The sequence below is a fragment of the Paenibacillus sp. Y301 genome, assembly GCF_059445505.1.
This window is the reverse complement of record NZ_JCAIUL010000005.1, coordinates 117,243-142,367: the sequence shown is the minus strand read 5'-3', so window position 1 is coordinate 142,367 and position 25,125 is coordinate 117,243. Positions and strand designations below refer to the sequence as shown.

The window sequence follows — 25,125 nt, the reverse complement described above, 5'->3', positions numbered from 1 at the left end:
TAGGGTGCCCTTTGTCTTGTTTATAATTTCTCTGAGGGAAAGTGAGGAGATGTAATCAATGGAAGAATGGAATGACGATCTACAAGAGGAGAACGCTGTTTCCTTGTTCCCCGATGATCAAGAATTGATCATTACAAAGGTGGAACGCGAACCCAAGCAGAAATATCGATATCTTATATCTTTTGGACAATATGTACTGTCGATTCATGAGGATGTCATGATTAAATATAGGATGATCACAGGAAATTCCTTTTGGAAAAAGGAGCTAGAAGAAATTATACTGGTTGATGAGAAGCAACAGGGATATGTTCAGGCACTTAAGTATTTAGAGAGAAAGTCACGAACGAGTAAAGAGATAGAGATTAGACTGAAGCAGAAGGAGACGTCACAGGAAGTCATAGAGGATGTGTTAGCACGTTTAAGTCGTGAGGGTTTAGTAAATGATGCAATGTATGCCCAACAGTGGGTAGAACAGCGAATTACAAGCCAACGCAAGGGAAAAGCATGGGTTAGGCAGGAACTAAGACAAAAAGGTATAGATAAAACGCTAATTACGGAAGCACTTGATGGAGTCAGCTCTGATCAAGAATATGAGAGTGCACTTATTTTAGGAAGAAAAAAGTGGAGTCATGCCAAAGGTGAAACATTAGATAAGAAAAGAAAGACGGGTTCATACCTTATGAGACGCGGTTTCTCTGGCGAGCACGTTAGACGAGTTTTAAATCAAGTGATACAAGAAGAGGAAATTGAGGATGTAGATGATGATCATTTTGAGTTTGAATAAATAAGAATACATGGGATTAAGAGTGATTCCCTTGACAATATCTTTTCACAAATACTAAAATGTAAGAGAATCTATAATCGTATAGAGAATCTTTTTCCTTCCAAAAGAGGTTCTTTCTTATGAAAGATTTTATTGAGCTAATTCATATCAATGAATTTATCGTCAGTAGTTGGCGGACAGTGCATGTGAATATGTACAAATGATCAGTGTTGATAAGCGATTGAGTATGATGTGTAGTAATTGAATGACAACTGTAGAAAAATTCCAAGGATTCCTTGGAGGAACAAACGAGGAGGTGAACAGGATGGATACCGTGATTTGGGTCTTGATCGTTCTCTTCGTAGCCGTGATCTTTGGGTTCGCCGGTTATTTTATTCGCAAATCTATTGCAGAAGCTAAGATTTCCAGTGCTGAAGAAGCTGCCGTTCATATCGTGGAGAGCGCGAAGAAGGAAGCAGAAGCAGTGAAGAAAGAAACGGTACTAGAAGCTAAGGATGAAGTCCATAGAATTCGGTCCGAGGCTGAAAAGGACACTCGTGAACGCCGTAATGAAATTCAACGGCAAGAACGTAGATTGTTGCAAAAAGAAGAGTCGCTGGATAAAAAATTGGAAGCGTTAGAACGTAAAGAAGAACAAGTGGCGAACAAAGAGAAACGAATTGAAGAAACCCAGCAACAAATTGATACGATTTATAAGAGCCAAGTAACAGAATTAGAACGAATTTCGAATTTGACTACAGAAGATGCTAAGAGCATTATTTTGACTAATGTAGAACAAGAAGTTCGTCATGAAACTGCACAAATGATTAAAGACATTGAGCAGCAAGCGAAAGAAGAAGCAGATAAGAAGTCACGTGAAATTATTACATTGGCTATTCAACGCTGTGCAGCCGATCACGTCGCAGAAACTACGGTTTCTGTCGTAACACTTCCGAATGAAGAGATGAAAGGGCGGATTATCGGACGAGAAGGTCGGAATATTCGTGCTCTTGAAACTCTCACAGGAATTGACCTCATTATTGATGATACGCCGGAAGCTGTTATTCTTTCTGGATTTGATCCAATTCGCCGAGAAATCGCTCGTACTGCTCTAGAAAAATTAGTAGCAGATGGTCGAATTCACCCTGCACGTATTGAGGAAATGGTTGAGAAATCCCGTAAAGAAGTGGATGAACGGATACGTGAGTATGGTGAACAAGCTACCTTCGAGGTAGGTGTACATGGATTACATCCTGATCTAATTAAAATTATGGGTCGTTTGAAATTCCGTACAAGCTATGGTCAGAACGTCCTCAAGCACTCCATGGAAGTTGCATACTTAACTGGACTTATGGCAGGAGAGCTTGGAGAAGACATCGTTCTGGCTAAACGTGCCGGATTATTGCATGACATCGGTAAAGCGCTGGATCATGAAGTGGAAGGGTCACACGTTGAAATTGGCGTGGAACTAGCGAAGAAATACAAGGAACATCCAGTGGTTATCAACAGTATTGCTTCACACCATGGTGATGTCGAAGCAACATCTGTCATTGCTATGTTGGTTGGTGCAGCAGATGCCTTGTCAGCTGCTAGACCAGGAGCACGTAGAGAAACATTGGAGACTTACATTAAGCGTCTTGAAAAGTTGGAAGCGATCGCTGAATCATTTGAAGGTGTGGAGAAATCCTTTGCTATTCAAGCCGGACGTGAAGTTCGCGTAATGGTACATCCTGAGAAGATTGATGATGCAGAATCGTTCCGTCTAGCACGTGATATTACGAAGATGATTGAGAATGAACTGGATTATCCAGGACATATTAAAGTAACGGTCATCCGAGAAACTCGTGCGGTTGAATACGCTAAATAATGGTAAATATGAAAAGTGGCCACATTGGGGCCACTTTTCATATTGTTTATATTTAAGGAGGAGAATCGTTATTAACGTTTTATTTATTGGAGATATTGTTGGAGAAGTTGGAAGAAAAGCACTTAAAGCTATATTGCCCGTTTTGAAATCGAAATATAACCCACACATCATTATTGCAAATGGAGAGAATTCCGCTGCTGGTCGAGGAATTACAGAATCAATAGCGAATGACTTCTATAATTGGGGTGTTCATGGTATTACCATGGGTAATCATACGTGGGATAATAAAGATATATTTGAATTTATTGATGATGAGCCAAGAATGGTCCGTCCAGCTAACTTTCCACCAGGAACTCCAGGACTTGGGCATACGGTTATTAAGGCGAATGGGAAAGAGCTGGCGATCGTCAACTTGCAAGGACGTACATTTCTTCCTGCGATTGACTGTCCTTTTCGTAAAAGCGATGAAATTATCGAAGAGTTACGTAAGAAACATAAGTGTATCTTAGTTGATTTTCATGCCGAAGCAACTTCCGAGAAAATATGCATGGGTTGGCATTTAGATGGACGAGTATCTCTAGTAGTGGGAACACATACGCATGTTCAGAGTAATGACGATCGTATTCTGCCTAATGGAACGGCTTATTTAACGGATGCAGGTATGGTAGGACCTAGAGACGGTGCTCTAGGTATGGAAAGAGAAGCTGTTATACGTAAATTTGAGAGTCAGTTACCCGTACGTTTTGTCGTAGATACCGGGAAGTGGCACTTCCACGGTGTATTTGTGCAAATTGATGAGTCTACAGGGAAAGCTACAAAAATAGAGAAAATCCGCTTAGAAGAAGATGAATGGATTATGGAATAACAAAAAAAAAGGTATTTTTTCTCCTCTTCGGAATAACATCTAAGTATGTGGATGTGACCATCATCATTCCCAGGGGAGGATCAACTTATGGATGTATTAAAAGTTTCAGCTAAGTCCAATCCTAACTCGGTTGCAGGAGCGCTTGCTGGTGTTCTTCGTGAACGTGGTGTTGCTGAATTGCAAGCGATTGGAGCCGGTGCGTTGAATCAAGCTGTAAAAGCAGTAGCTATTGCCCGGGGATTTGTAGCGCCTAGTGGAGTCGATTTAATCTGTATCCCAGCTTTTACGGATATTGTGATTGATGGGGAAGACCGTACGGCGATTAAATTAATTGTCGAGCCTAGATGATATATGGATTTGTTATATGTTCATTACCTGTTTACTTTTTTAGAGGATAGCTTTACCCTTGTGGTAAAGATGATCTTTAACTGAAGTAAACAGGTTTTTTGCATGGGTATTTATGGTGAGGGAGGCGTTAAACTTGAGACGTGTAGTCGACTTTCATTGTGATGTGCTAAGTAAAATGACAGATGATCCTTCCATTTCTTTTATGAATGACCATAGACTTGATGTTACGTATGAACGATTGCAACATGGAGCCGTTTCACTTCAATGTTTCGCTATTTACTTATTAGAAAAGTGGGGACAACCACGATTTGAATACATATTGAATGGCATTGATGTCTTTCGAAATCGAGTGATCCCATCAGGGGAAGGTGTTGAATGGCTTCGTTGGAAAGATGAAGTGAGTCAGATAACACACGGGAAGCCTTGGGGAATGTTATCGATTGAGGGTGCAGATGGGCTTGAGGGTAACCTATTTTATGTGAAGACAGTGTATGAGCTCGGTGTACGATTTCTTGGATTGACATGGAATTATGCAAATTGGGCAGCTGATGGTGTGCTCGAACCAAGAAAAGGTGGGTTCACTAAGAAGGGGAGACAGCTTGTTGAATTGTGTAATGATATAGGGCTGCTGTTAGATGTATCCCATCTGTCCGAGACAGGGTTCTGGGAACTAGTGGAGATGACGAAGAGACCCTTTATTGCATCACATTCAAATGCTTATGAGGTATGCTCAAATGCACGGAATTTGAGTAATGAACAGATCCGAGCGATTGTAGCGATGGATGGTAGAATTGGTTTAACCTTTGTTCCTTGGTTCGTGAAGAGTGGCTCTAATGTTATAACTCCACATGACCTTATCCCGCACATTGAACATATGTGTGAGCTTGGTGCAGAGAAACATCTGATGTTTGGTTCAGATTTTGATGGGATTGAGTCATGGATTGAAGAGTTGGAGCACCCTGGTAAGTATATCCAATTCGCAGAACTATTACTTCAGTATTATTCGGAAGAGCAAGTGAACTTATGGTTGTCACAGAATGCATTATCTTATCTGGAAGCTTATCTACCCAGTAGAAAGGTAATTACAAAATAAGGATGGATAAATTAGATTTGTTAGTAAACAATATGACAAAACATGTAACAGAACTGAAGAAATTCGGAATTAGGTAACCCTAATATAAAGGGATACCTTTTTATTTTGAGCAAAAAGGATGTATAATGGATGTTGATGTCAGCTTGTAGAGAAAACTAGAGAAAAACTAAGGAGTGAAATTTTCATGAGTAAATCTGTACCTGTAGGTGTGTCGGCAAGACATATTCACCTTACGCAAGAGCATGTAGAAGCATTATTTGGACAAGGGTATCAATTAACAGAATTTAAGCCATTGTCACAACCAGGACAATTTGCAGCAAATGAAACTGTTGCTGTAATTGGGACTAAAGGTCAATTTGATAAAGTTAGAATTTTGGGACCAGCTCGTCCAGCATCACAGTTAGAAATTTCACGCACAGATTCCTTTGCAATTGGTGTTAAAGCACCTGTTCGCGAATCCGGAAATATTGATGGAACTCCAGGAGTTACCATTAAAGGTCCAGCTGGAGAAGTTACGATTGAAGAAGGTGTTATCGTGGCGGCACGTCATATCCACTTCCATACTTCAGACGCACAAGCTTGGGGTATTCAAGATAAACAAATGTTGAAAGTTCGTCTTGGTGGAGAACGTGGATTGGTTCTTGAGAATGTAGTAGCTCGTGTTTCTGATTCGTTTGCATTAGATATGCATATCGATACAGATGAAGCTAACGCATCTGGTGCCAAAACTGGAGATACAGCTGAAATTATTGATTAATCGATATTCAATAATTATTAAGGCATCATTCACACAATCTATTTGTGCGATTGATGCCTATTTTCGTATAAATAATTAAGGAATCACTCTAGTCAGGTGGATTGGGGAGGATCATCGTTGAAATTTTGTTCATTACTTTCTGAATATGTTAGAATATCTATATATTCAAATTGTTGAACATATAGGGAGAGAAGGTTATGTATCAAGAAATACAACATTTCAAATCGGACTTTTTCAAGGCCTTAGCGCATCCCCTACGTATAAGAATCCTCGAAGCTTTGGTTGAGGGTGATAAGAACGTAAATGAATTACAGACAATATTAGGTAGCGAGGGCTCTGCAGTTTCTCAACAACTATCTGTATTAAGAAGTAAAAACGTGGTGTATGGGATAAAAGATGGAACATCAGTCATCTATTCTTTGACAGATCCATTGATTAAGGATTTGCTTGTTGTCGCTAAACAAATATTTGATAATCATCTTGTAAATACGATCTCGATCTTAGAAAACATAAAAAATCAATAACTCCAAATAAAGAGAAGCATTTCGAACGAATAATTCCGTTCCCGATTTGCTTCTTTTTTTCTGGATAGATGGACGTGTTATCAATGGTATATTTCATTGACACTAATCACTTTAGGATATATGATTTTATATATATTCAAATAATCAGATATATTGATTGAGGGGTTAGTTATGAAATTCTCTTTTACAGGCAGATATTTAGGCTACAATAGGAGATCCTTGCAAAAAGACATCATATCAGGTCTTATTGTGGGTATCGTTGCCATTCCACTAGGGATGGCTTTTGCAATTGCATCAGGTGTTAAGCCTGAATATGGATTATATACTACGATCATCGCAGGAATACTCATTTCCTTGTTAGGGGGATCTAAATTTCAGATTGGGGGTCCTACGGGAGCTTTTATTCCCATCATCTTTGCGATTGTGATGCAATATGGATATGAGAATTTATTAATTGCTGGTTTTATGGCAGGGATATTGTTGTTTTTAATGGGTTTATTTAAGCTGGGTGGAGTTATAAAATTTATACCACGTCCCGTTACGATTGGATTTACTACGGGGATAGCAGTGACTATTTTTACAGGTCAAATAGCGAATTTCTTAGGGTTACAAAATCTTGAAAAACACGAATACTTCCTGTCGAATATGAAAGAGTTGGGTATGCATATTGCAACAACTAATGGGTATAGCTTGTTAGTCGCTGCAATTTGTTTGATAGCCATCATTATAACACCTAAATTATTCTCCAAAGTCCCTGGTTCGCTTGTGGGATTGTTAGTCTCGACGCTGGTAGCAGCTACCTTATTCCCAGATAAGATTGCAACGATTGGCTCAACGTATGGAGCGATTTCGAGTAGCTTACCTAGCGCACACCTGCCGGATCTTGGAATGGATAACATTCAAAAACTAATCAAGCCCGCATTCATCATTGCGATGTTAGGTGGAATTGAATCGTTATTATCAGCCGTGGTAGCGGATGGGATGGGTAATACGAAACATAACAGTAACAGAGAACTTATGGGGCAAGGGATAGCGAATATGATTACACCCTTGTTCGGTGGGATTCCCGCAACGGGCGCTATAGCCAGAACAGCGACGAATATTAAGAATGGAGCGGTATCTCCCTTTTCTGGAATTATCCATGGAGTCGTGGTCTTGTTAGTTCTCATTCTCTTCGCACCCTATGCCTCCAGAATTCCATTAGCAAGTATGGCACCTATTTTAATGGTTGTAGCTTGGAATATGAGTGAACGTAAAGCGTTTATTCATATTATTAAAACGAGATCCGCAGAAGCATGGGTCCTATCCACGACATTCATTCTGACGGTATTCACAGACCTAACGACGGCTGTTGAGGTGGGCTTGTTATTATCTGCTATCATCTTTATTAAACATATGAGCGAGCTTCTGAGCGTATCTAAGGTCTTACCAGATCACTCAGCTAAAAATGATAAGGTAGCATCGCACATCGTAAATGAAAATCATAATTGTCCCTATATTAGTATTTATACGGTTGAAGGTGCCTTATTCTTCGGTGCGGCGAATCAATTCGAAGAATCATTAATGAGCGAAATGGATCACATGCCTAAGTTGCTCATATTGAGAATGGAGAATGTACCTTACCTGGATTCTACAGGAGAATCGAACTTTGCGAATATATTAAAACAGATTGCGACACATGGAGGTCAAGTGTTGATCTCCGAGATACAGGATCAGCCTCATCAGATCCTACAAAGAACTCATTTAGAGGAATTCATCAGACCTGAACACTTTTTTGAACAGACAGGCGAGGCGATTAGTTATGCTTTAACCCATTTGGATATATCGTATTGTCAGGGATGTAAGTCTAAGGCGTTCCGGGAGTGTCATCAAAGGTGTGCGGAGGTTCTAAGAGAACCTGTTGAATATAAACCATTACAACCTAAAGCTATGGAATAAGTGAAAAATAATGAAATGGAAGTTGCTCTCAGATTTATATTTCTCCCATACGTAAGATGGATATACTCGTAACAGTTATGTTATAATTTCATATTGAGCCTAAAGAAAATTGCTATGGTATTTATTATAGAAGGAAGTGATAACCTATGAAAAAAGGGAGCCAAGAACCATCGGACTTAAAATCCGAAAAGGTGAAGGTCAAAGATTACTCTACATATTTTGATTTCTCTGATGCTAAGGTTCTATCGGAAGATGAGTTTGGAAAGAGAATTCGGATTAAGGGCCGTGAGATTAATATTAAGTCGGAACCTAACCATAGGCAGGAAAAACAACGGGGCAAAGAAGATGTTCAGGTGTTGTATGGTAATGCCGTTCCAGACGAGCTCAAGGGCATAGGAGAAGGCAAACATTATATTGTCTATACATTTGGTTGCCAAATGAATGAACACGATACAGAGACGATTAAAGGTCTTCTAGAGCATATGGGATATCGTAGCACAGAGGATCGTAAAGTGGCTGACATTATTCTACTTAATACCTGTGCTATTCGAGAGAATGCGGAGGATAAAGTGTTCGGGGAACTAGGGCACCTGATGCATTTGAAGACTGTGAAACCTGATCTCTTACTTGGCGTGTGTGGATGTATGGCTCAAGAAGAGAATGTGGTTAATCGGATTTTGCAAAAGCATGGTTTCGTCGACATGATCTTCGGTACACATAACATTCACAGATTGCCTTACTTGATTAAGGAAGCACTATTCAGTAAAGAGCTAGTTGTTGATGTATGGTCCAAAGAAGGCGACATTATTGAGAACCTTCCGAAGAAGCGCGAAGGTATGAGAGCATGGGTTAACATTATGTACGGTTGCGATAAGTTCTGTACGTATTGCATCGTTCCGTTTACTCGCGGTAAAGAACGTAGTCGCCGACCTGAAGATGTTATTGCAGAAGTGAGAGATCTTGCACGTCAAGGCTTCAAAGAAGTTACGTTACTTGGACAAAATGTGAATGCATACGGTAAGGATTTCACAGATATCACATACAGTTTCGCGGACTTAATGGACGATATGAGACTTATTGATATTCCGCGTGTTAGATTCACAACGTCGCATCCAAGAGATTTCGATGATCAGTTGGTTAGTGTACTAGCTAAGGGTGGTAATCTGGTAGAACATATTCATCTGCCTGTTCAATCGGGAAGTACGGAAGTTCTGAAGAGAATGAGTCGTAAATATTCGCGAGATCGTTACATGGAATTAGCTAATAAGATTAAAGAAGCTATTCCCAATGTAGGATTAACGACCGATATTATCGTTGGGTTCCCAGGGGAAACGGATGAACAGTTCGAAGAGACGATGACACTAGTTAATGAAATTGGATACGATTCAGCATTTACTTTTATATACTCTCCACGCGAGGGAACTCCTGCAGCAATTATGGAAGACAATGTTCCGATGGAAGTGAAGAAAGAGCGATTGCAGCGTCTCAATAGAGCGATTGAATTGAACAGTCGGTTGAACAATGAGAAGATGCAAGGGAGAATCGTGGAAGTGCTCGTAGAAGGTGAGAGTAAGAACAATGAGACTGTGTTAGCGGGTAGAACTCGTAGCAACAGACTAGTTCATTTTGAAGGTGGCAAAGAACTGATCGGGTCACTTGTGAATGTTGAGATAAGTGAAGTTAAGACATGGTATATTAAGGGGAAGATTGTAACGGAATCAATTGTTGTAAATTCATAGATAAGGAGTGATCACTGTGGCGCAAGAGCAAGGTCAATTGAATAAATATGGGATGATGTCATATGATACACGGAACTTAGTTATTCAAGAAGACGTTATGGCTAAAGCAAAAGAGTTAGCGAACTTAATATCTAGTAGTGAAGAAGTACAGCAATTTCAGCAAGCGGAAGCAAAGATTCAGAACCATGAGCGTGTACAAGATCTAATTAGTGTCATTAAGAAGAAGCAAAAGGAGATCGTAGCTTTTGAATCTTTTGGAAATAAAGACATGGTTGCCAAGATCGAGGCTGAGATTGCAGTCTTACAAGATGAGATTGATGGTATACCTGTAGTAGTAGAATTTCAGCAGAGTCAGAGTGATATTAACTATTTATTGCAGCTAGTCATATCAGTTATCCACGATACTGTGTCTGAAAAAGTAAATGTCGAAGTGGGGACAGATTCTCCTCCATCTAGTTGCGGCTAAGAATGAACAAGGTTGCGGATAAATATCCGCGCCTTTTTGTTGATGTATAAGTAAAAATAACTAAACACAGACATATAGGGGGAGCATAATATGGAAGGCTTAGACAGCATGATCTCCAAAGGTCAGGATACGTTTTGGGGATTTCTCGGATGTGAATTTATTTCAGGCAATGGACAAAAAGTGAAGATTGCGTTAAATGCTGAGAAACATCACACAAATTCGTTAGGTATTATTCATGGTGGGGTTCTAACTTCACTTATGGATCAGGCGATGGGGATGGTAGCTACAGCGGCTAAAAATGTGGATGCATGTGTAACAACAAATATGAATGTACACTTTGTATCACCAATGAAACAAGGGCGGCTTACGGTAACTGCTATCGTAATTCATGAAGCGGGACGTAGTTTAACGACAGAAGCACGTATTCATGACAGTGAAGGTACGTTAGGATGTATATCGACAGGAAGTTTCCGTGTATTAAATATCAAATAGGTATGGAAGAATATTGGATAAGGCTTGACAAATATATTTAATAGATCATAATGATAATATCAAATAGAATGTTATGTGGTGATACGAGATGAATGAAGAAGAGAATCAACCCGAAACTTATAATGCAAAGAAATATCGTACACCGGATGGTGTTCCTGCAGACATTGTTATGTTTACCCTGACGAAACGAGAACGCAAGACTGTTACGAAGACGTTACCTATTCGTGAACTTAAGGTCATGCTGATCCGTCGTAAGTCTTGGCCATATGCAGGTATGTGGGCATTGCCTGGGGGATTCTGCCAAGAAAGTGAATCCATCTATGACGCTGCTAAGCGAGAATTGAAAGAAGAAACGGGCGTAGACGGTGGTCATCTAGAATATTTAGGTGTCTACAGTCAACCGGGTCGAGACCCACGGGGTTGGATTATTAGTAATGCTTTCTTTGCACTCGTAGAAGAATGGATGTTGGAACAACGCCAAGCTGCGGATGATGCAGGAGAAGTAGGACTGTTCGGCATTCATGAAGCCCTCGATCAATTAGAGCTTGCTTTCGATCATCGTGAGATTATCCGGGATGCTTATGTAAGAATTCAACAGAAGATGTTGCAGACGACGATAGCTAAGCAATTTTTACCGAAGCATTTCACACTGAGTGAGCTATACCAAGTTATTCAGACGGTTGTGCCGGAATTTAAAGAGCCAAATTTCATTCGCAAAATCACTTCTACACGGAGTAGACAAGGTATTCTTGAAGAAGTGAAGGATGAGACAGGCAAGAAGGTTAGCTCCAATCAATATTCTCAACGCTCTGCACAAATGTATATGTTTACAGATGATGTTCCTTTATTATCGATCTATACTTGATTTAACAATCTTTACTTAACAATGAATTAATTAATGAGGAGTGGGATGATGAAAGCACTAATCGTCATTGATTTTACCTATGATTTCGTGGAAGGTAGTCTTCCCGTGGGACAGCCCGGCATAGACATTCAAGAGACTATTGCGATCATCACACAGAAGTATGTAGATCAAGGTGATTTCGTTATTATGGCCGTCGATCTTCATGAGGAGAATGATCCTTATCATCCGGAGACTGCTTTATTCCCGTCCCATAATATCCGAGGTACACAAGGTAGAGAATTGTATGGTGATTTAGCTGATGTCTATCAGCGAAATCAAGAGTCTATCTATTGGATGGATAAGACGAGATACAGTGCTTTTTGTGGGACAAATCTAGACATCTTACTCAAGGAACGTGGAATTACTGAGGTTCATCTAATCGGAGTGTGTACAGATATCTGCGTGCTCCATACGGCTGTTGATGCGTACAATAAGGGATATAGCATTACGGTGTTTGAGGACGCTGTGGCTAGCTTTAATCCTGGTGGACATGAATGGGCTCTACAACACTTCACAAATAGTCTAGGCGCTCATGTGATTAGAGGTTCATAAACATCTACTCCTTTTCATGTATACAACAAGGAACCGCAGAATAACAAGGGGGAGAACGTCGTGCAAACAGAAGATCTTGCGTTACATACTGATAAATATCAGATAAATATGATGTATGCGCACTGGCATTTAGGCACGCATGACCGTAAGGCAGTATTTGAAGCCTATTTCCGAAAACTTCCTTTCGGTAATGGTTATGCCGTGTTTGCAGGGTTGGAGCGAATTATTAATTATATATCTAATCTTCAATTTACAGAGGAAGATATACAATATCTCGCGGAACAAGAAGAAAATTATGATCCTGCCTTTTTGGATGAATTGCGTCAATTCCGTTTTCAGGGAACTATTTATTCCATGCAAGAAGGGGCTTTAGTATTTCCAAACGAACCTCTAATCCGAGTGGAAGGTAGGCTGATGGAAACACAGTTAGTGGAGACGGCACTCCTTAATTTTATGAACTTCCAGACGCTGATTGCCACCAAAGCATCACGGATTAAGCAGGTTGCAGGACAGGACATGTTACTAGAATTTGGGACACGTCGTGCACAAGAGGCGGATGCTGCAGTCTGGGGAGCTCGTGCAGCTTATATTGCGGGATTCCATGCAACATCTAATATGCTAGCAGGTAAGAAATTTGGGATTCCAACGAAAGGTACACATGCGCATTCATGGGTACAGAGTTTTAACAGTGAACAAGAATCTTTCGATGCTTATGCGAAGGTACTTCCGAATCAAGTGTCATTATTAGTGGATACGTACGATACGCTGAATAGTGGTGTACCACATGCCATTGAGACAGCTAAGTACTTATCATCGATTGGGAAGGAATTATCTGCGATTCGCTTAGACAGTGGTGACTTAGCTTATCTCTCTATTGAGGCTCGTAAAATGTTAGATGAAGCAGGTCTACCTAACGTTAAGATCGTCGCATCGAACGATTTAGATGAGAATACCATTCTCGATTTAAAGAGTCAGGGTGCCCGGATTGATACATGGGGAGTTGGAACACAACTAATTACAGCGGCTGACCAACCTTCTCTAGGTGGTGTATATAAGCTTGTTGAGCGAGAAGTAGATCATGTGATGAAACCAACCATCAAAATTTCTGCTAATCCTGAGAAGGTATCTACACCTGGTAAGAAAGATGTTTATCGGATTATTGATCGAACCAGTGGTAAAGCGTTGGCAGATTATATTTGTCATCCTGAAGAGGTTCAAATACGTGAAGGTGCACCTATTAAATTGTTCAACCCGCAACATTCCTATTTACAAAAGACGATTCGTAATTATGATGCGATTCCTATGCTTGAGCCTATCTTTGTGGATGGCAATAAAGTATATGAATTACCGACACTGGATGCGATTCGTAAATTCCATAAAGAACAGCTAAATCTATTCTGGCCGCAATATCTGCGAAAGCTAAATCCAGAAATATATCGTACGAATATTAGCGAGAAGGTATGGGAGTTAAAGAAAAACATGATGGCTGAATACATGGAAGATGAGGATGTATAAGCTATAACCTAAAAGCACGTTAAAGATCCCAAGGGATCTTTAACGTGCTTTTAGGTATGAGAAATAGTGAATGATGATGTTGCTTCTGGTATATGAACCGATGGAGCGTCCTTTGCAAAAAGGACGCTCCATCTTTTTTTTTGAAAATATAAGAATTTATAAGTATTTCTGCTTATACATAGGATTATATTTCAACGCTAAACGTTTCATCGCCGCTAAAGGACGGCGAAGCCGTTTATGCTTGTATGGATATAGATCATGAAATGTTATGTATTCGTAGAGAATTATTTCTCGGGAAAGCGCAGGAGTTGTCAAATTACATTCTTGTTCGACAAGGGATTAAAGGTGCATAGACAGGCTCCGTATCGACTGAATATGATTTTTATCATATCTAAAATTTGTGATATTTCGTTAAATGAAAGCATCTACATTTTACAGAAAATATCCTGAGAGGGGTTATGTCGGTGGTAAATCTACCAAAAGTGAATGAGCTGGGTTTCTTTGAAATTCGGTTAGAATCAATTGGAGGTCTTGGGGCAAATCTTGCTGGCAAAATGCTAGCTGAAGCGGGTGTTGAAGGAGCAGGACTGAACGGGGTTAGTTTCTCCTCATATGGTTCTGAGAAGAAGGGCTCTCCTGTTAAAGCACACATCCGATTTTGTGATTTAAATACACCCATTCGGGATACATCTCCTGTAGAGCGTCCTCATGTGGTCTGTATTTTTCATGAAGCTTTAGCTAAGACCGTCAATGTAGTCAGTGGAATTTATGCAGATAGTATAGTCTTAATTAACTCGCAGAAGTCACCTGAACAATTAAAGAGTACGCTAAATATGCTCGGAGGAACAATTGCTGTCATTGATGCAACAGGGATTGCTTTAACTGAGAAGAATCGCGTTAATATGGCTATGTTAGGCGCAATGTTCCGATTGTGTCCTTTTCTAGACCCAGATACCATGAAGGACGTTATCCGCAAATCACTTGAAAGTAAGTATCCGCAAAGTGTTGCTTCAGCATTGAACACATTTGATCGTGGGTACAACGAAGTTGCGATTCAGGAGTTCCCTTTACAAGATGGATTAACAATGCCTGAATTTGTACGTGCAGATACACCTGTGCTTGGATATGAGACACAGTCCATCGGAGGAGTGATAACGAATCCTGGGAATAGCTTTTTAAAGAATCTCAGTATTTCACGTTCTGGGATGATGCCTCATTTTGAAGTAGATGATTGTATTCATTGTGCTCAATGTGACACAGTATGCCCAGACTTATGCTTTGTATGGGAAGAGCAGCCTGATAAAAAGGGAAGACCACAAATGTTCCTAAAAGGGATTGACTTCCAGTATTGCAAAGGGTGTCTGAAATGTATTGAAGCATGTCCAACAGATGCGCTTTCTAAAGTGCTTGAAGAAGATGGAGCAGCAGATGCACAGACCGTTAAGCAAGTTTTTGATTACGTTTAGAACAATGGTGAAAGGTGGGATACTCTAATGGCTGTTAATTATGAAAAAGAACTAGCTTTATCTGAAGTGGAGCAGTTAACGGTATATGAATCAGGGAATGAAATGGCTGCTTATGCTGCATATCAGATTAATTATCATGTAATGGGTTACTTTCCAATCTCCCCCTCAACCGAGGTGGCACAGTATTTGGATTTAATGAAGGCAAGTGGACAACATGATATTAAATTGATTCCCTCGGATGGAGAACATAGTTCGGCGGGAATCTGTTATGGCGCATCTACAGCGGGTGGACGTGTATTTAATGCGACTAGTGCTAATGGATATATGTTTATGTTAGAACAGATGCCAGTACAGTCAGGAACACGTTTCCCAATGGTAATGAATCTAGTATGTCGTTCTGTTTCAGGACCTCTTAACATTCATGGAGATCATTCTGATTTATATTTCGCTTTAAACACAGGCTGGCCGATCTTGATGTGTCGCGATCCTCAATCTGTTTATGATATGAACTTAATTGCGTTGAAGTTAGCTGAGCATCCTGATGTGCGACTGCCCGTGATGGTGGCTTCCGATGGCTACTTCACATCGCATCAGAAGCGCCGTGTTCAAGCTTTTGCCCATCGCGAGGATGTTCTTAAGTTCGTTGGTGAAAAGCCTCCTGAGGGCTTCCCAAATACGTTAGATAGAGACAACCCGATCACAGTCGGTCCTTATATGAATGAACCGGATTATATTAATAATAAATACCAACAGTCACAAGCGATGTACAATGCAGGAGATGTGTTTGAGGTCATTTCTAGCGAATATAAACAACTCACAGGCAGACATTATGAAATGTTAGACATGTATTGTATGGAGGACGCTGAGGTTGCTGTCTTCCTCATGAATTCAGCTTCTGAGATCATCAAAGATGTGGTCGATCAGCTTCGTAGTCAAGGAATTAAAGCGGGTTCAATCGCACCCAATATGATCCGGCCTTTTCCACAGAAACAAATAGCAGATGCGCTTCAACATGTTAAAGCTATAACCGTTGGAGATCGTGCCGACTCTTATGGGGCGCATGGTGGAAATATGGTTAATGAGATTAAAGCTGCACTGTTCACATATGGCAATACTACTACCCAAGTGATCAGCCGTATTTACGGTCTCGGAGGGAAGGAGTTCTACGCTGAAGATGGTCATCAATTATTCAATCTCGCGATCGATGCGGCCGCAAAAGGTACAGTAGAAGTTCCCTTCGATTATTATGGTCATACGGTAGGAGAAGCAGATAAGGCTCCTAAGCGGCTACTTAAGCCTATGAAGTTTGAAGATTTAAAGACAGGTTTAATTACAGTTAAGAAGGATGAAGTCACAGGGAAGTTAAGTGTTCGTATCCCTCCTATGCGATCGTTAACGAAGAAACCGAAGCGAATATCTCCTGGACATGGTGCTTGCCCTGGCTGTGGAATATTCTCGGGATTAGAGACCTTCTTCAAAGGAATTGAAGGGGATATTATTGCCCTGTATCATACAGGTTGTGCAATGGTCGTGACTACGGGTTACCCGTATTCGTCGCATAAATCTACCTTTATCCATAATCTGTTCCAGAATGGTGCAGCGACACTATCAGGTGTTGTAGAAATGTTCTGGGAGCGGAAGCGTCGGGGCGAATTGGATCATTTAGGGTTACAGGATGACTTTACATTTGTCATGGTAACCGGTGATGGAGGAATGGATATTGGGATGGGTCCTGCCATCGGGGCAGCTCTTCGAAATCATAAGATGATCATCATTGAATATGATAATGAAGGATATATGAACACCGGAGCACAGCAGTCCTATTCAACGCCTATAGGAAATCGTACTTCGACCTCGAACATAGGGAAGGCACAACAAGGCAAGACAACCCATCATAAAGATACAGCTCAGATTATGGCTGCTACTAATATACCTTATGTATTTACGGGTTCAGAAGCATTTCCTCAAGATTTGGTGAAGAAAGCCGCAAAAGCCCAATATTATGCTCAGAATGAAGGATTAGTGTATGGCAAAATATTGATCGCATGTCCATTGAATTGGCTGTCCAATGATAATGAGGGAACTCAGATCGTGAATGAAGCAGTAGATTGTTGTTTCTTCCCACTGTATGAAGTGGAACATGGATGCACAACTATCACCTATAATCCTGAGGATAAAAATAAGAAAGTCGAGCTTCGTGAATGGTTGAAATGGATGGGAAAAACACGACATCTTCTCAAACCAGAAAACCAAGAGGCATATGACAGTTTCCAGAACGAAATCAATCGCCGGTGGCATGTGTTGAAGGCGAAACATGAGAGTCCATATTTGTAAGTATATTTTAATAAAAGAAGGCCTCTCTCCTCACTAGAAGGAATAGGCCTTCTTTTTCTCATCATGGATAAGTATAATGTGGAAATCAGTTATGTGATTAGTATTTAATCTGGTTAAAAATCTGGTTAAGAAAGGAAAGGAGCACTAAAATGAAAAAGTTTAAGGCATTTGTCATTCATAAAGATGAACAAGGGTTTCGTAGTGGTGTGGAGAGTTTAGATATAGATCAATTGCCAGAAGGGGACGTTATCGTCGAGGTCTATTATTCTGGCGTAAATTACAAAGATGGGTTAGCGAATTCACCTGAAGGGAGAATCGTGAATTCATACCCTTTTGTCCCAGGCATAGATTTAGCAGGAACGGTCGTGGAATCTAGTCATCCACGCTTTAAAGTAGGAGATACCGTCTTATGTACGGGATATGGATTAGGTGTGTCCCATTTCGGTGGATATAGTCGCTATGTGAGGCTAAGTGGGGAATGGCTGGTGTCGCTTCCTACTGGACTCACCTTCAAAGAAGCAATGAGTATAGGCACGGCAGGATTTACAGCAGCATTATCCGTGGATAGCCTTATTCTGAATGGACTAACACCAGAACGTGGACCTGTATTAGTGACAGGGGCAACAGGAGGAGTTGGTAGTGTAGCCATTACTATTTTAGCTCAGCTTGGATATGAGGTTGTCGCAAGTACTGGGAAAAGTGAGCTACAAAAAGATTGGTTACATCATCTAGGTGCCACCTCCGTGATTAGTCGCGAAGATATTATTGCCCCTCCGAAAGGTGTGCTATCAAAAGAACGTTGGGCAGCTATTATTGATCCTGTTGGTGGACCTAATTTAAACAGCCTGTTAAAAAGTGTTCAGTATGGTGGAGGTGTAGCTCTATCTGGATTAACGGGAGGCGGGAACTTCGATAGTACGGTGTATCCATTTATACTTCGGGGCATACAATTGTTGGGTATTGATTCCGTCTATTGTTCGATGGAACGGAGACAGGCGATGTGGCGTAAATTGGGAGAAGAATGGAAACCTGTTAACATGTTAGAGCAAGCTGTAAGAGAGATTTCCTTAGGTGAATTGCCAAACGTTTTAGAGTCCATTTTACAGGGTGGAGCCGTTGGTCGAACCGTAGTGAAACTGGGTTAGGATGGGCAGGACATTGCTAGAATCATAGGAAATAGACAGAGTAATGGAAGGATTTGTAACGGAGTATCTACTGGTGACAGTGGTATACTCTTTCTTTTTTTTTTTTTTTGATTAAGTGGAACCTTGGAGGTGTAATAAACGTTTATATAGGAAGAGAGCGAGGGAGTATTACATGAAGAAGATTGTATCTACATTGGTCATTCTTAGCATGCTTAGTATGGGTTCTATAGCAAATGCTGCGAAACCCATATCCATATTTATAAAAGATAAAGAGGTACAAAGTACGGTCGCGCCTATCCTTGAACAAGGACGAGTTCTTGTTCCTATTCGTGTTATAGCAGAATCATTAGGTGCTAAGGTAACGTGGGAGCAGAAGAATAACACGGTAACGATCCGTAAATGGTCTGAAAGTGTCATTCTCACGCTAGGTAAGAAGACAGCGACTAGGGATGGAAAAGCGGATGAATCAGATGTAATTACATTAGATGTTTCTGTGAAAAAAGAAAACAATCGGATATATGTACCATTACGATTTCTATCTCAGCAATATGGTTATAACGTCGATTGGGACGGTATATCCGTGTTTATTAAATCCCCATTAAGTACCAAAGAACGTTCGACTCTGTATGAAGGATCTTTAAAGGAAGCGCGTACGTTAGCTAAAAAATTAATGGGGACATCTAATGTTCATTATATGAACAAGCCATTAGTGGTTACGAATGATGATGAAGAAAATCAGAGCAGTACCTTTATATTCCCTGAGGGAGAGGCGCTTCGATGTTATGTTATACAAGGAGATACGGTGTCGCTATATGAGTTCAAGGAAGATTTCCCTATTGTGACCTGGCAAGCTCATTTGCAAAAGGGGGATCCACTTCAGCAATTTATAGATAAAAAGTTTACGGCACAGAAGGGAAACACTCCCAAGATAGATAAAGAGTTTCTCTATTATGTAACTGGAGGACAGGGAGACAGCTTGTCAGAAGAAAGTGGCAAAATTGATCTTAAAGGTGTAATTGAATCAAGTGATGGAAAAGTCTCGCTAGTATTGCCAAATGAAGTTCGTAACGAGAAATAAATAGAGACAAGTGCCCAATCGTGAACTGTGACCAGACCGTATTTGTGGAAAGTTTGAAAAAGAAGACCTTTAAGAGGCAGTTAATAGGTGACTCCTAAATTCATCGGGAGTCATTTTTTTTAATGCCCATTGATATCGTTCGGAGTTATAGTAGGCGATATAATCACCAACCCTTGTTCGCAACTCAATGAGGGTCATACATGACTTGTACTCCAAATCATCCTTCATATGGCCAAAAAAATCCGGCTTCTCCATGGGTATTGTACGAATTACGCCAACGACTTAGACAATGCTTGGGCTTATTGCGGCCGATAACATCCAAGTCAAATCCCGCTTCAAGAAAAACTTCCATTGGGGTTTGACCTTCCTTGTAGGCTTTAAGCGCAGCTAGCTTAAATGTAGACGAATACGTAATACTCTTCTCCGTCACATTCTCCACATTTGGATTCATCTCTAGCTGTCTGATCTCATTTTCGTTGAATATCTTTGAAGTGCCTCGCGTTTTGTTCATAGCTTTTCCCCCGCTTTTTTATCCATTAGTTCGATTAAAACACAAATGACCCGCAAGAGGGTCACTTTTTTCAAAGTTTCCATCTTACGGGTCACAGTTCATCGAAGGGTGTTTGTCTCTTTTTCTAATGATTATTTATGAAGTTCTCTGATGACATGACGTAGTTCTGGTATGATAATGCGCTCCATAGCTAACTTGACGGCTCCTTTAGATCCTGGCATGGAGAACACAGCTGTATTCCCTACCGTTCCAGCAATGGCTCTACTCAATATTGCGGCGGAACCAATATCCTCACTGAAGCTCAAGAAGCGAAAAATTTCTCCGAATCCAGGTAATACACGATCCAATATGGAAGACACAGCTTCAAAAGTTGTATCTCGATGGGAAATACCCGTTCCTCCTGTTAACAAGACAGCTTCTATACTTTCATTAGAGGCAGCTTCATAGATTAATTCTCTTACGCCGTCGTAATCATCTTTGACAATAACATATTTAGTGATAGAATAACCCGCCTCTTGTAAAAGGGACATCATCAATTGCCCACTTGTATCTGTTTCTTCATTCCGTGTATCTGATACAGTAATAACCATGCAAGATACGGTGTCAGGTGCTTCACTACGATGTTGTTCTACTGAATTCATTCGTTATTCCTCTCCTTAGGTATTCATCTATTTTGCATCTATTTCTTATATATAAGCATAAATCTTCCCCGATAACTCTGCAATATGCTAGTCCATATCTTTAGGTTATAGACAGAACGTCATTATTCGGAGAATGATGTGCCACTTGTATGCGGGGTATAACATCGTTAGAATGAACTATAGTTATGAGTTGTCTTTACTTTTTTCTATACAGTAAACTCGGCTAACAAAGACAGATGCATGTGGAGGAGAAGTTTAATGAATATGAATCATGTTACACCTATATATATATTGTCAGGTTTCCTAGGAAGCGGGAAAACGACATTGTTACAACGAATGGTGTCTTACTGGCAGGAACAAGGACTTCGACCAGCCGTTATTATGAATGAGATTGGCGATGTGAACTTAGAGGGTGCACTCATTGAAGAGACCGTTCCCATGACCGAAATGCTTGGTGGATGTATCTGTTGTACGATTCGAGGTGATCTTAGTCTAGAGATTTCCAATCTGATCAAGAAAGAGTCACCAGATGTCATTGTTATTGAAGCGACTGGGATTGCTAATCCTATGGAAATACTAGACGGCGTGTCGGAAGCAGCTTTATATATGAAAATTGATCTTAAAAGTGTTATTACTGTCGTGGATGCGTGCCATCTATTATCACTTTATGAGGATCAAAAGGGAAAAACGTATCGTCTGATGCAGGAACAGATTCGGTGTGCATCTTATCTTATTCTTAATAAAATTGACCGGGTAAATGAAATTCAGCAGGAGGAGTTACATAACGTTATCTCACGATGGAATGAATTCGCACCGATTATCCCAGCTGTTCGCTGTGATGTTGATTGGGTACCTTTATTTGGACAAGTTGCTCGTCCAGAGCAATGGAAGAACAAGAGTACATGTGAAGATAACCCTAATAAGGAACATCACGAAAATTGTAATCATGAACATCATGAACAAGATCATGTTCATAACCACGATCATACTCATGATGAACATGAGCATATGCATGATTCTCACGAACATGTGATGGTGTATACGCATTATTTTGATGGACCCATTGACAGCCAAGCCTTTGAGAGTCTGATTGCTCAATTACCTCGTGAAGTGTATCGTGCCAAAGGCATTATGACATTTAGTGATACTTCGGGACGATTCTTATTTCAGTATGCCTTTAGAGAATCTGATTTCTTAAAAATCACCCCACAGGGAGATGTTCCGGATGTCGTTGTATTTATTGGGGAGCATTTCTCCCAAACGGAGCTTAAGAATGCCTTGATCGATTTAGAAAAGAGAGGATAATACTCTCATTTTGTTGTTCCAAAAGAATATTTAGTATCACTATTGTATTGCTACGGCATACACATGTATAATGTTATAAATTGAACGTCTTTGAACGGGAGAGTAATGAGCGTAAACCTATACTTAGCGAGCCGGAAGTGGTGGAAGCCGGTATGTAGGAGCCTCATGAAGCGCACCCGAGAGATGGTTATTCCAACGTCGTATAGATCATTCCAATAGATCTGATCAGTAGAATAATCCGGTTGATCAACGTTAGAGATCATCAAGCGGAACAACTCAATGGGGAGAATGATATCCTCATACACGAGTGTTCAACTAGAGTGGTACCACGGGAATTATAGCTCTCGTCTCTTATTATTATAGAGATGAGGGCTTTTTTGATATTTAAAAAGTATTAAATCTGGAGGATGATTAATGATGTTAAAAGAATGGGCTTTAGAAGCAATCCAGCCACATGTCAATCTATCGGCAAAAGAAATAGAAGCTTTATTTGAACAGCCTCCCTCATCTGCCATGGGTGATATGGCTTTTCCATGTTACATGTTGGCTAAAGAGTACAGACAATCCCCACAGGCGATAGCGGTATACATTGCAAATCTGATTGATATGAAAGGTGTCAAAGCGGTAGCTGTTGGGCCTTATGTTAATTTACATTTTGACCGGAATGAGTATGCTCTTAAGATGATGGATGCATTGCAGCAATTCAATGTAGATCAATTGAACATGGGTCATGGTAAAAGAGTCATTATCGATATGTCCTCTCCTAATATTGCGAAGCCTTTTGGTATTGGCCACTTAAGATCCACCATGATTGGTGCTGCATTATACAAAATGTATCAAACAGCGGGTTATGTATCGATTAGTGTTAATCACCTTGGGGATTGGGGGACGCAATTCGGCAAGCAGATCACCGCGTATAAGCGGTGGGGTGACGATGAAGCTTTGAAGGCGAATCCGATCCAGGAGTCGTTGCGGTTGTATGTGCGTTTTCATGATGAGGCTGAACACGATGCAACTTTAGAGCCTGAAGCGAGAAATTGGTTCCGTCTGTTGGAATCAGGGGATGAGGAAGCTCTGCGACTTTGGAGATATTTCGTAGAAGTCAGTATGGAAGAGTTCAATAGAATGTACGAACGATTGGATGTTACTTTTGATCATGTTCTTGGAGAAAGCTTCTATAACGATAAAATGGGTGAAGTTGTTCAAGCGCTTGAGGACAAAGGATTATTAGAGGAAAGTGAAGGAGCACGTGTAGTAAGATTAGAGGACGCCAGGATGCCTCCATGTTTAATTATGAAATCAGACGGTACAACAATATATCCAACAAGAGATTTAGCAACGGCATTCTATCGTCATGAAGTCTTGAAAGCAGATCAGATTCTATATGTGGTCGGGGGAGAACAGAAGCTTCATTTCCAACAAGTATTTGCAGTATTAGATAAAATGGGTGCGGCGTGGGTGAAAGATTGTACGCATGTTCACTTTGGATTAATGAAATTTGAGGGGAAGAAGATGTCCACTCGTCGTGGTAAAATCGTCTATCTTGAAGAAGTGCTGGACGAAGCTATCGCCAGAGCATTGAAGATTATTGAAGATAAGAACCCTGATCTAGAAGATAAGGATCAAGTGGCACGAGATATAGGGATAGGTGCTATTGTTTTTGGTGATCTGAAGAATAATCGAGTTAACGAAGTAGACTTTTCTTTGGAAGATGCGCTGAATTTCGATGGGGAGACAGGACCCTATTTACAATATACATTCACTAGAACCCAAAGTATTTTAACGAAGAGTAATGCATTAGATCAAATTCACGAGGGTAGTCTTAACGACAATGAGCAGGGGATGTATGCAGAAGCACTAGGAGACTCAGGATGGCACCTTCTTAAGCTTCTTAACCGTTTCGAGGAGCAGTTGAGAAGAGGGATTCAGAATAATGAACCTTCTGTATTAGCTAGATATGTATTAGATGTAGCACAGGCCTTCAATCATTTCTATAGCCAGGAAAGAATTCTGAGTGAGGAAGATCAATTAAGAAAAGCACGTGTAACCTTAACACGGTTAACAGGCGAGTCCTTACAAAGAACCATGAATATCCTAGGTCTACGGACTCCAAATCGTATGTAATAACCAACGATTAGATAATATTAATAGAATCATATATTGATTGATTCCACATATTCCTTTAACATAAAGAGTAAAAAAAGCATATCTTCTTGCACAAGTTGTGTGTGAATGGAGCGGAATATGGGAAAAGAAAAGCTGCTCGATAGTGATCATTCGAAAGATGTATTTGCATATTTTGGCCTGGCTGTATATTATTCGCAAGCTTTGGAACAACAACTGGCTAACTTATTAATGCTAATGAAGTTATCACAGGGTAAGATTCCGTCAGAAGAAGATTTCACGGAACTTTATCAACGTAAATTAAGTAGTTCATTAGGCCAATTAGTACAGGAAATTAAGCATTATTTTCCGTTCTCGGAACAGGAAACGATTCAATTAAATGAAGTTTGGAAACTAAGAAATTATATTGTCCATGATTACTTCAAGGAACGAATTCATGAGACGTTTAGTCCAGCCGGTAGATCCCGTATGATTCGAGAACTCACAAGTTTTAAAGATCAAGCGCAAGCACTTGAACGTAAACTTCAGGGTTATTCTCGTGAATTGTATCGAACACTGGGTTTGGAAAAGGACTTTACTCCTATTCGTTCTGATAAATCTTAGTAATATAACGTAACAGAAAGATCCTCACGCCAACTATCGGCCATGAGGATCTTTCTTATTTTTCATGAAATGAAATTCGTTATTACCTGTATATT

General features: G+C 40.3%; 24 protein-coding genes and 1 other annotated feature. Of the genes, 21 read left to right on the top strand and 3 right to left on the bottom strand.

Annotated features, from left to right (window positions below):
• Positions 1–58: 58 nt before the first annotated feature.
• The 18 genes from AC1D69_RS10950 (at position 59) to AC1D69_RS10865 (ending at position 19,846) form a co-directional block, all read left to right on the top strand.
• A complete protein-coding gene (locus tag AC1D69_RS10950; RefSeq protein ID WP_495456193.1) occupies positions 59–784 on the top strand; it encodes a regulatory protein RecX in 726 nt (241 codons plus the stop codon).
• A 304-nt stretch (positions 785–1,088) separates the two neighbouring features.
• Positions 1,089–2,630, top strand: a complete 1,542-nt coding sequence (gene rny / locus AC1D69_RS10945; protein WP_495456192.1) for a ribonuclease Y — start codon at positions 1,089–1,091, stop codon at positions 2,628–2,630.
• Positions 2,631–2,700: 70 nt separating this feature from the next.
• Positions 2,701–3,495, top strand: a complete 795-nt coding sequence (locus AC1D69_RS10940; protein WP_495456388.1) for a TIGR00282 family metallophosphoesterase — start codon at positions 2,701–2,703, stop codon at positions 3,493–3,495.
• 87 nt (positions 3,496–3,582) lie between these two features.
• A complete protein-coding gene (locus AC1D69_RS10935) occupies positions 3,583–3,843 on the top strand; it encodes a stage V sporulation protein S (RefSeq protein WP_068534754.1) in 261 nt (86 codons plus the stop codon).
• A 133-nt stretch (positions 3,844–3,976) separates the two neighbouring features.
• Positions 3,977–4,936, top strand: a complete 960-nt coding sequence (locus AC1D69_RS10930; RefSeq protein ID WP_495456191.1) for a dipeptidase — start codon at positions 3,977–3,979, stop codon at positions 4,934–4,936.
• A 184-nt stretch (positions 4,937–5,120) separates the two neighbouring features.
• Entirely contained in the window at positions 5,121–5,693 is a 573-nt protein-coding gene (gene pduL, locus AC1D69_RS10925; RefSeq protein WP_495456190.1) for a phosphate propanoyltransferase, read from the top strand.
• A gap of 197 nt (positions 5,694–5,890) precedes the next feature.
• A complete protein-coding gene (locus tag AC1D69_RS10920) occupies positions 5,891–6,217 on the top strand; it encodes an ArsR/SmtB family transcription factor (protein WP_495456189.1) in 327 nt (108 codons plus the stop codon).
• A 171-nt stretch (positions 6,218–6,388) separates the two neighbouring features.
• A complete protein-coding gene (locus AC1D69_RS10915) occupies positions 6,389–8,155 on the top strand; it encodes a SulP family inorganic anion transporter (protein WP_495456188.1) in 1,767 nt (588 codons plus the stop codon).
• Positions 8,156–8,301: 146 nt separating this feature from the next.
• Positions 8,302–9,894, top strand: coding sequence for a tRNA (N6-isopentenyl adenosine(37)-C2)-methylthiotransferase MiaB (gene miaB / locus AC1D69_RS10910; protein ID WP_495456187.1), 1,593 nt, complete (start codon positions 8,302–8,304; stop codon positions 9,892–9,894).
• Between the two features lie 52 nt (positions 9,895–9,946).
• Complete coding sequence (locus tag AC1D69_RS10905; RefSeq protein WP_495456387.1) at positions 9,947–10,360, top strand: YlbF/YmcA family competence regulator; 414 nt, start codon at positions 9,947–9,949, stop codon at positions 10,358–10,360.
• A gap of 90 nt (positions 10,361–10,450) precedes the next feature.
• Positions 10,451–10,852, top strand: coding sequence for a PaaI family thioesterase (locus AC1D69_RS10900; RefSeq protein WP_495456186.1), 402 nt, complete (start codon positions 10,451–10,453; stop codon positions 10,850–10,852).
• A gap of 88 nt (positions 10,853–10,940) precedes the next feature.
• Positions 10,941–11,717: an NUDIX domain-containing protein gene (locus AC1D69_RS10895; protein ID WP_495456185.1), complete on the top strand. Its 777-nt coding sequence runs from the start codon at positions 10,941–10,943 to the stop codon at positions 11,715–11,717.
• A gap of 48 nt (positions 11,718–11,765) precedes the next feature.
• Positions 11,766–12,308, top strand: a complete 543-nt coding sequence (locus AC1D69_RS10890; RefSeq protein ID WP_495456386.1) for a cysteine hydrolase family protein — start codon at positions 11,766–11,768, stop codon at positions 12,306–12,308.
• A gap of 60 nt (positions 12,309–12,368) precedes the next feature.
• Positions 12,369–13,823: a nicotinate phosphoribosyltransferase gene (locus AC1D69_RS10885; protein WP_495456184.1), complete on the top strand. Its 1,455-nt coding sequence runs from the start codon at positions 12,369–12,371 to the stop codon at positions 13,821–13,823.
• Between the two features lie 464 nt (positions 13,824–14,287).
• Complete coding sequence (locus tag AC1D69_RS10880; protein WP_495456183.1) at positions 14,288–15,289, top strand: 2-oxoacid:acceptor oxidoreductase family protein; 1,002 nt, start codon at positions 14,288–14,290, stop codon at positions 15,287–15,289.
• Between the two features lie 27 nt (positions 15,290–15,316).
• Positions 15,317–17,623 (top strand): thiamine pyrophosphate-dependent enzyme, encoded by a 2,307-nt coding sequence (locus AC1D69_RS10875; protein WP_495456182.1) that lies wholly within the window; start codon positions 15,317–15,319, stop codon positions 17,621–17,623.
• A gap of 149 nt (positions 17,624–17,772) precedes the next feature.
• The gene (locus AC1D69_RS10870) at positions 17,773–18,768 is read left to right on the top strand and encodes an acrylyl-CoA reductase family protein (protein WP_495456181.1); all 996 of its coding nucleotides are present in this window, start codon (positions 17,773–17,775) and stop codon (positions 18,766–18,768) included.
• A 172-nt stretch (positions 18,769–18,940) separates the two neighbouring features.
• Complete coding sequence (locus AC1D69_RS10865; protein ID WP_495456180.1) at positions 18,941–19,846, top strand: copper amine oxidase N-terminal domain-containing protein; 906 nt, start codon at positions 18,941–18,943, stop codon at positions 19,844–19,846.
• 69 nt (positions 19,847–19,915) lie between these two features.
• Here the strand turns inward: AC1D69_RS10865 and AC1D69_RS10860 are convergent, their stop codons facing one another.
• From AC1D69_RS10860 to AC1D69_RS10850, 3 genes are all read right to left on the bottom strand, one after another.
• On the bottom strand, positions 19,916–20,044 hold the full coding sequence (locus AC1D69_RS10860; RefSeq protein WP_495456385.1) for an IS3 family transposase: 129 nt from the start codon (positions 20,042–20,044) through the stop codon (positions 19,916–19,918).
• 19 nt (positions 20,045–20,063) lie between these two features.
• Complete coding sequence (locus AC1D69_RS10855) at positions 20,064–20,357, bottom strand: HTH domain-containing protein (RefSeq protein ID WP_495456179.1); 294 nt, start codon at positions 20,355–20,357, stop codon at positions 20,064–20,066.
• A 131-nt stretch (positions 20,358–20,488) separates the two neighbouring features.
• Positions 20,489–20,998 carry a MogA/MoaB family molybdenum cofactor biosynthesis protein gene (locus AC1D69_RS10850; RefSeq protein WP_495456178.1) on the bottom strand — a complete coding sequence of 170 codons (510 nt, stop codon included), beginning with the start codon at positions 20,996–20,998 and terminating at the stop codon, positions 20,489–20,491.
• A 258-nt stretch (positions 20,999–21,256) separates the two neighbouring features.
• On the opposite strand from AC1D69_RS10850, the gene AC1D69_RS10845 reads away from it, so the two are divergent.
• From AC1D69_RS10845 to AC1D69_RS10835, 3 genes are all read left to right on the top strand, one after another.
• On the top strand, positions 21,257–22,303 hold the full coding sequence (locus AC1D69_RS10845) for a CobW family GTP-binding protein (RefSeq protein ID WP_495456177.1): 1,047 nt from the start codon (positions 21,257–21,259) through the stop codon (positions 22,301–22,303).
• Between the two features lie 81 nt (positions 22,304–22,384).
• Positions 22,385–22,658, top strand: a binding site (T-box leader).
• Between the two features lie 62 nt (positions 22,659–22,720).
• Positions 22,721–24,427, top strand: coding sequence for an arginine--tRNA ligase (argS, locus tag AC1D69_RS10840; RefSeq protein WP_495456384.1), 1,707 nt, complete (start codon positions 22,721–22,723; stop codon positions 24,425–24,427).
• A gap of 120 nt (positions 24,428–24,547) precedes the next feature.
• Complete coding sequence (locus AC1D69_RS10835; protein ID WP_495456176.1) at positions 24,548–25,030, top strand: hypothetical protein; 483 nt, start codon at positions 24,548–24,550, stop codon at positions 25,028–25,030.
• The last annotated feature ends 95 nt before the right edge of the window (positions 25,031–25,125 follow it).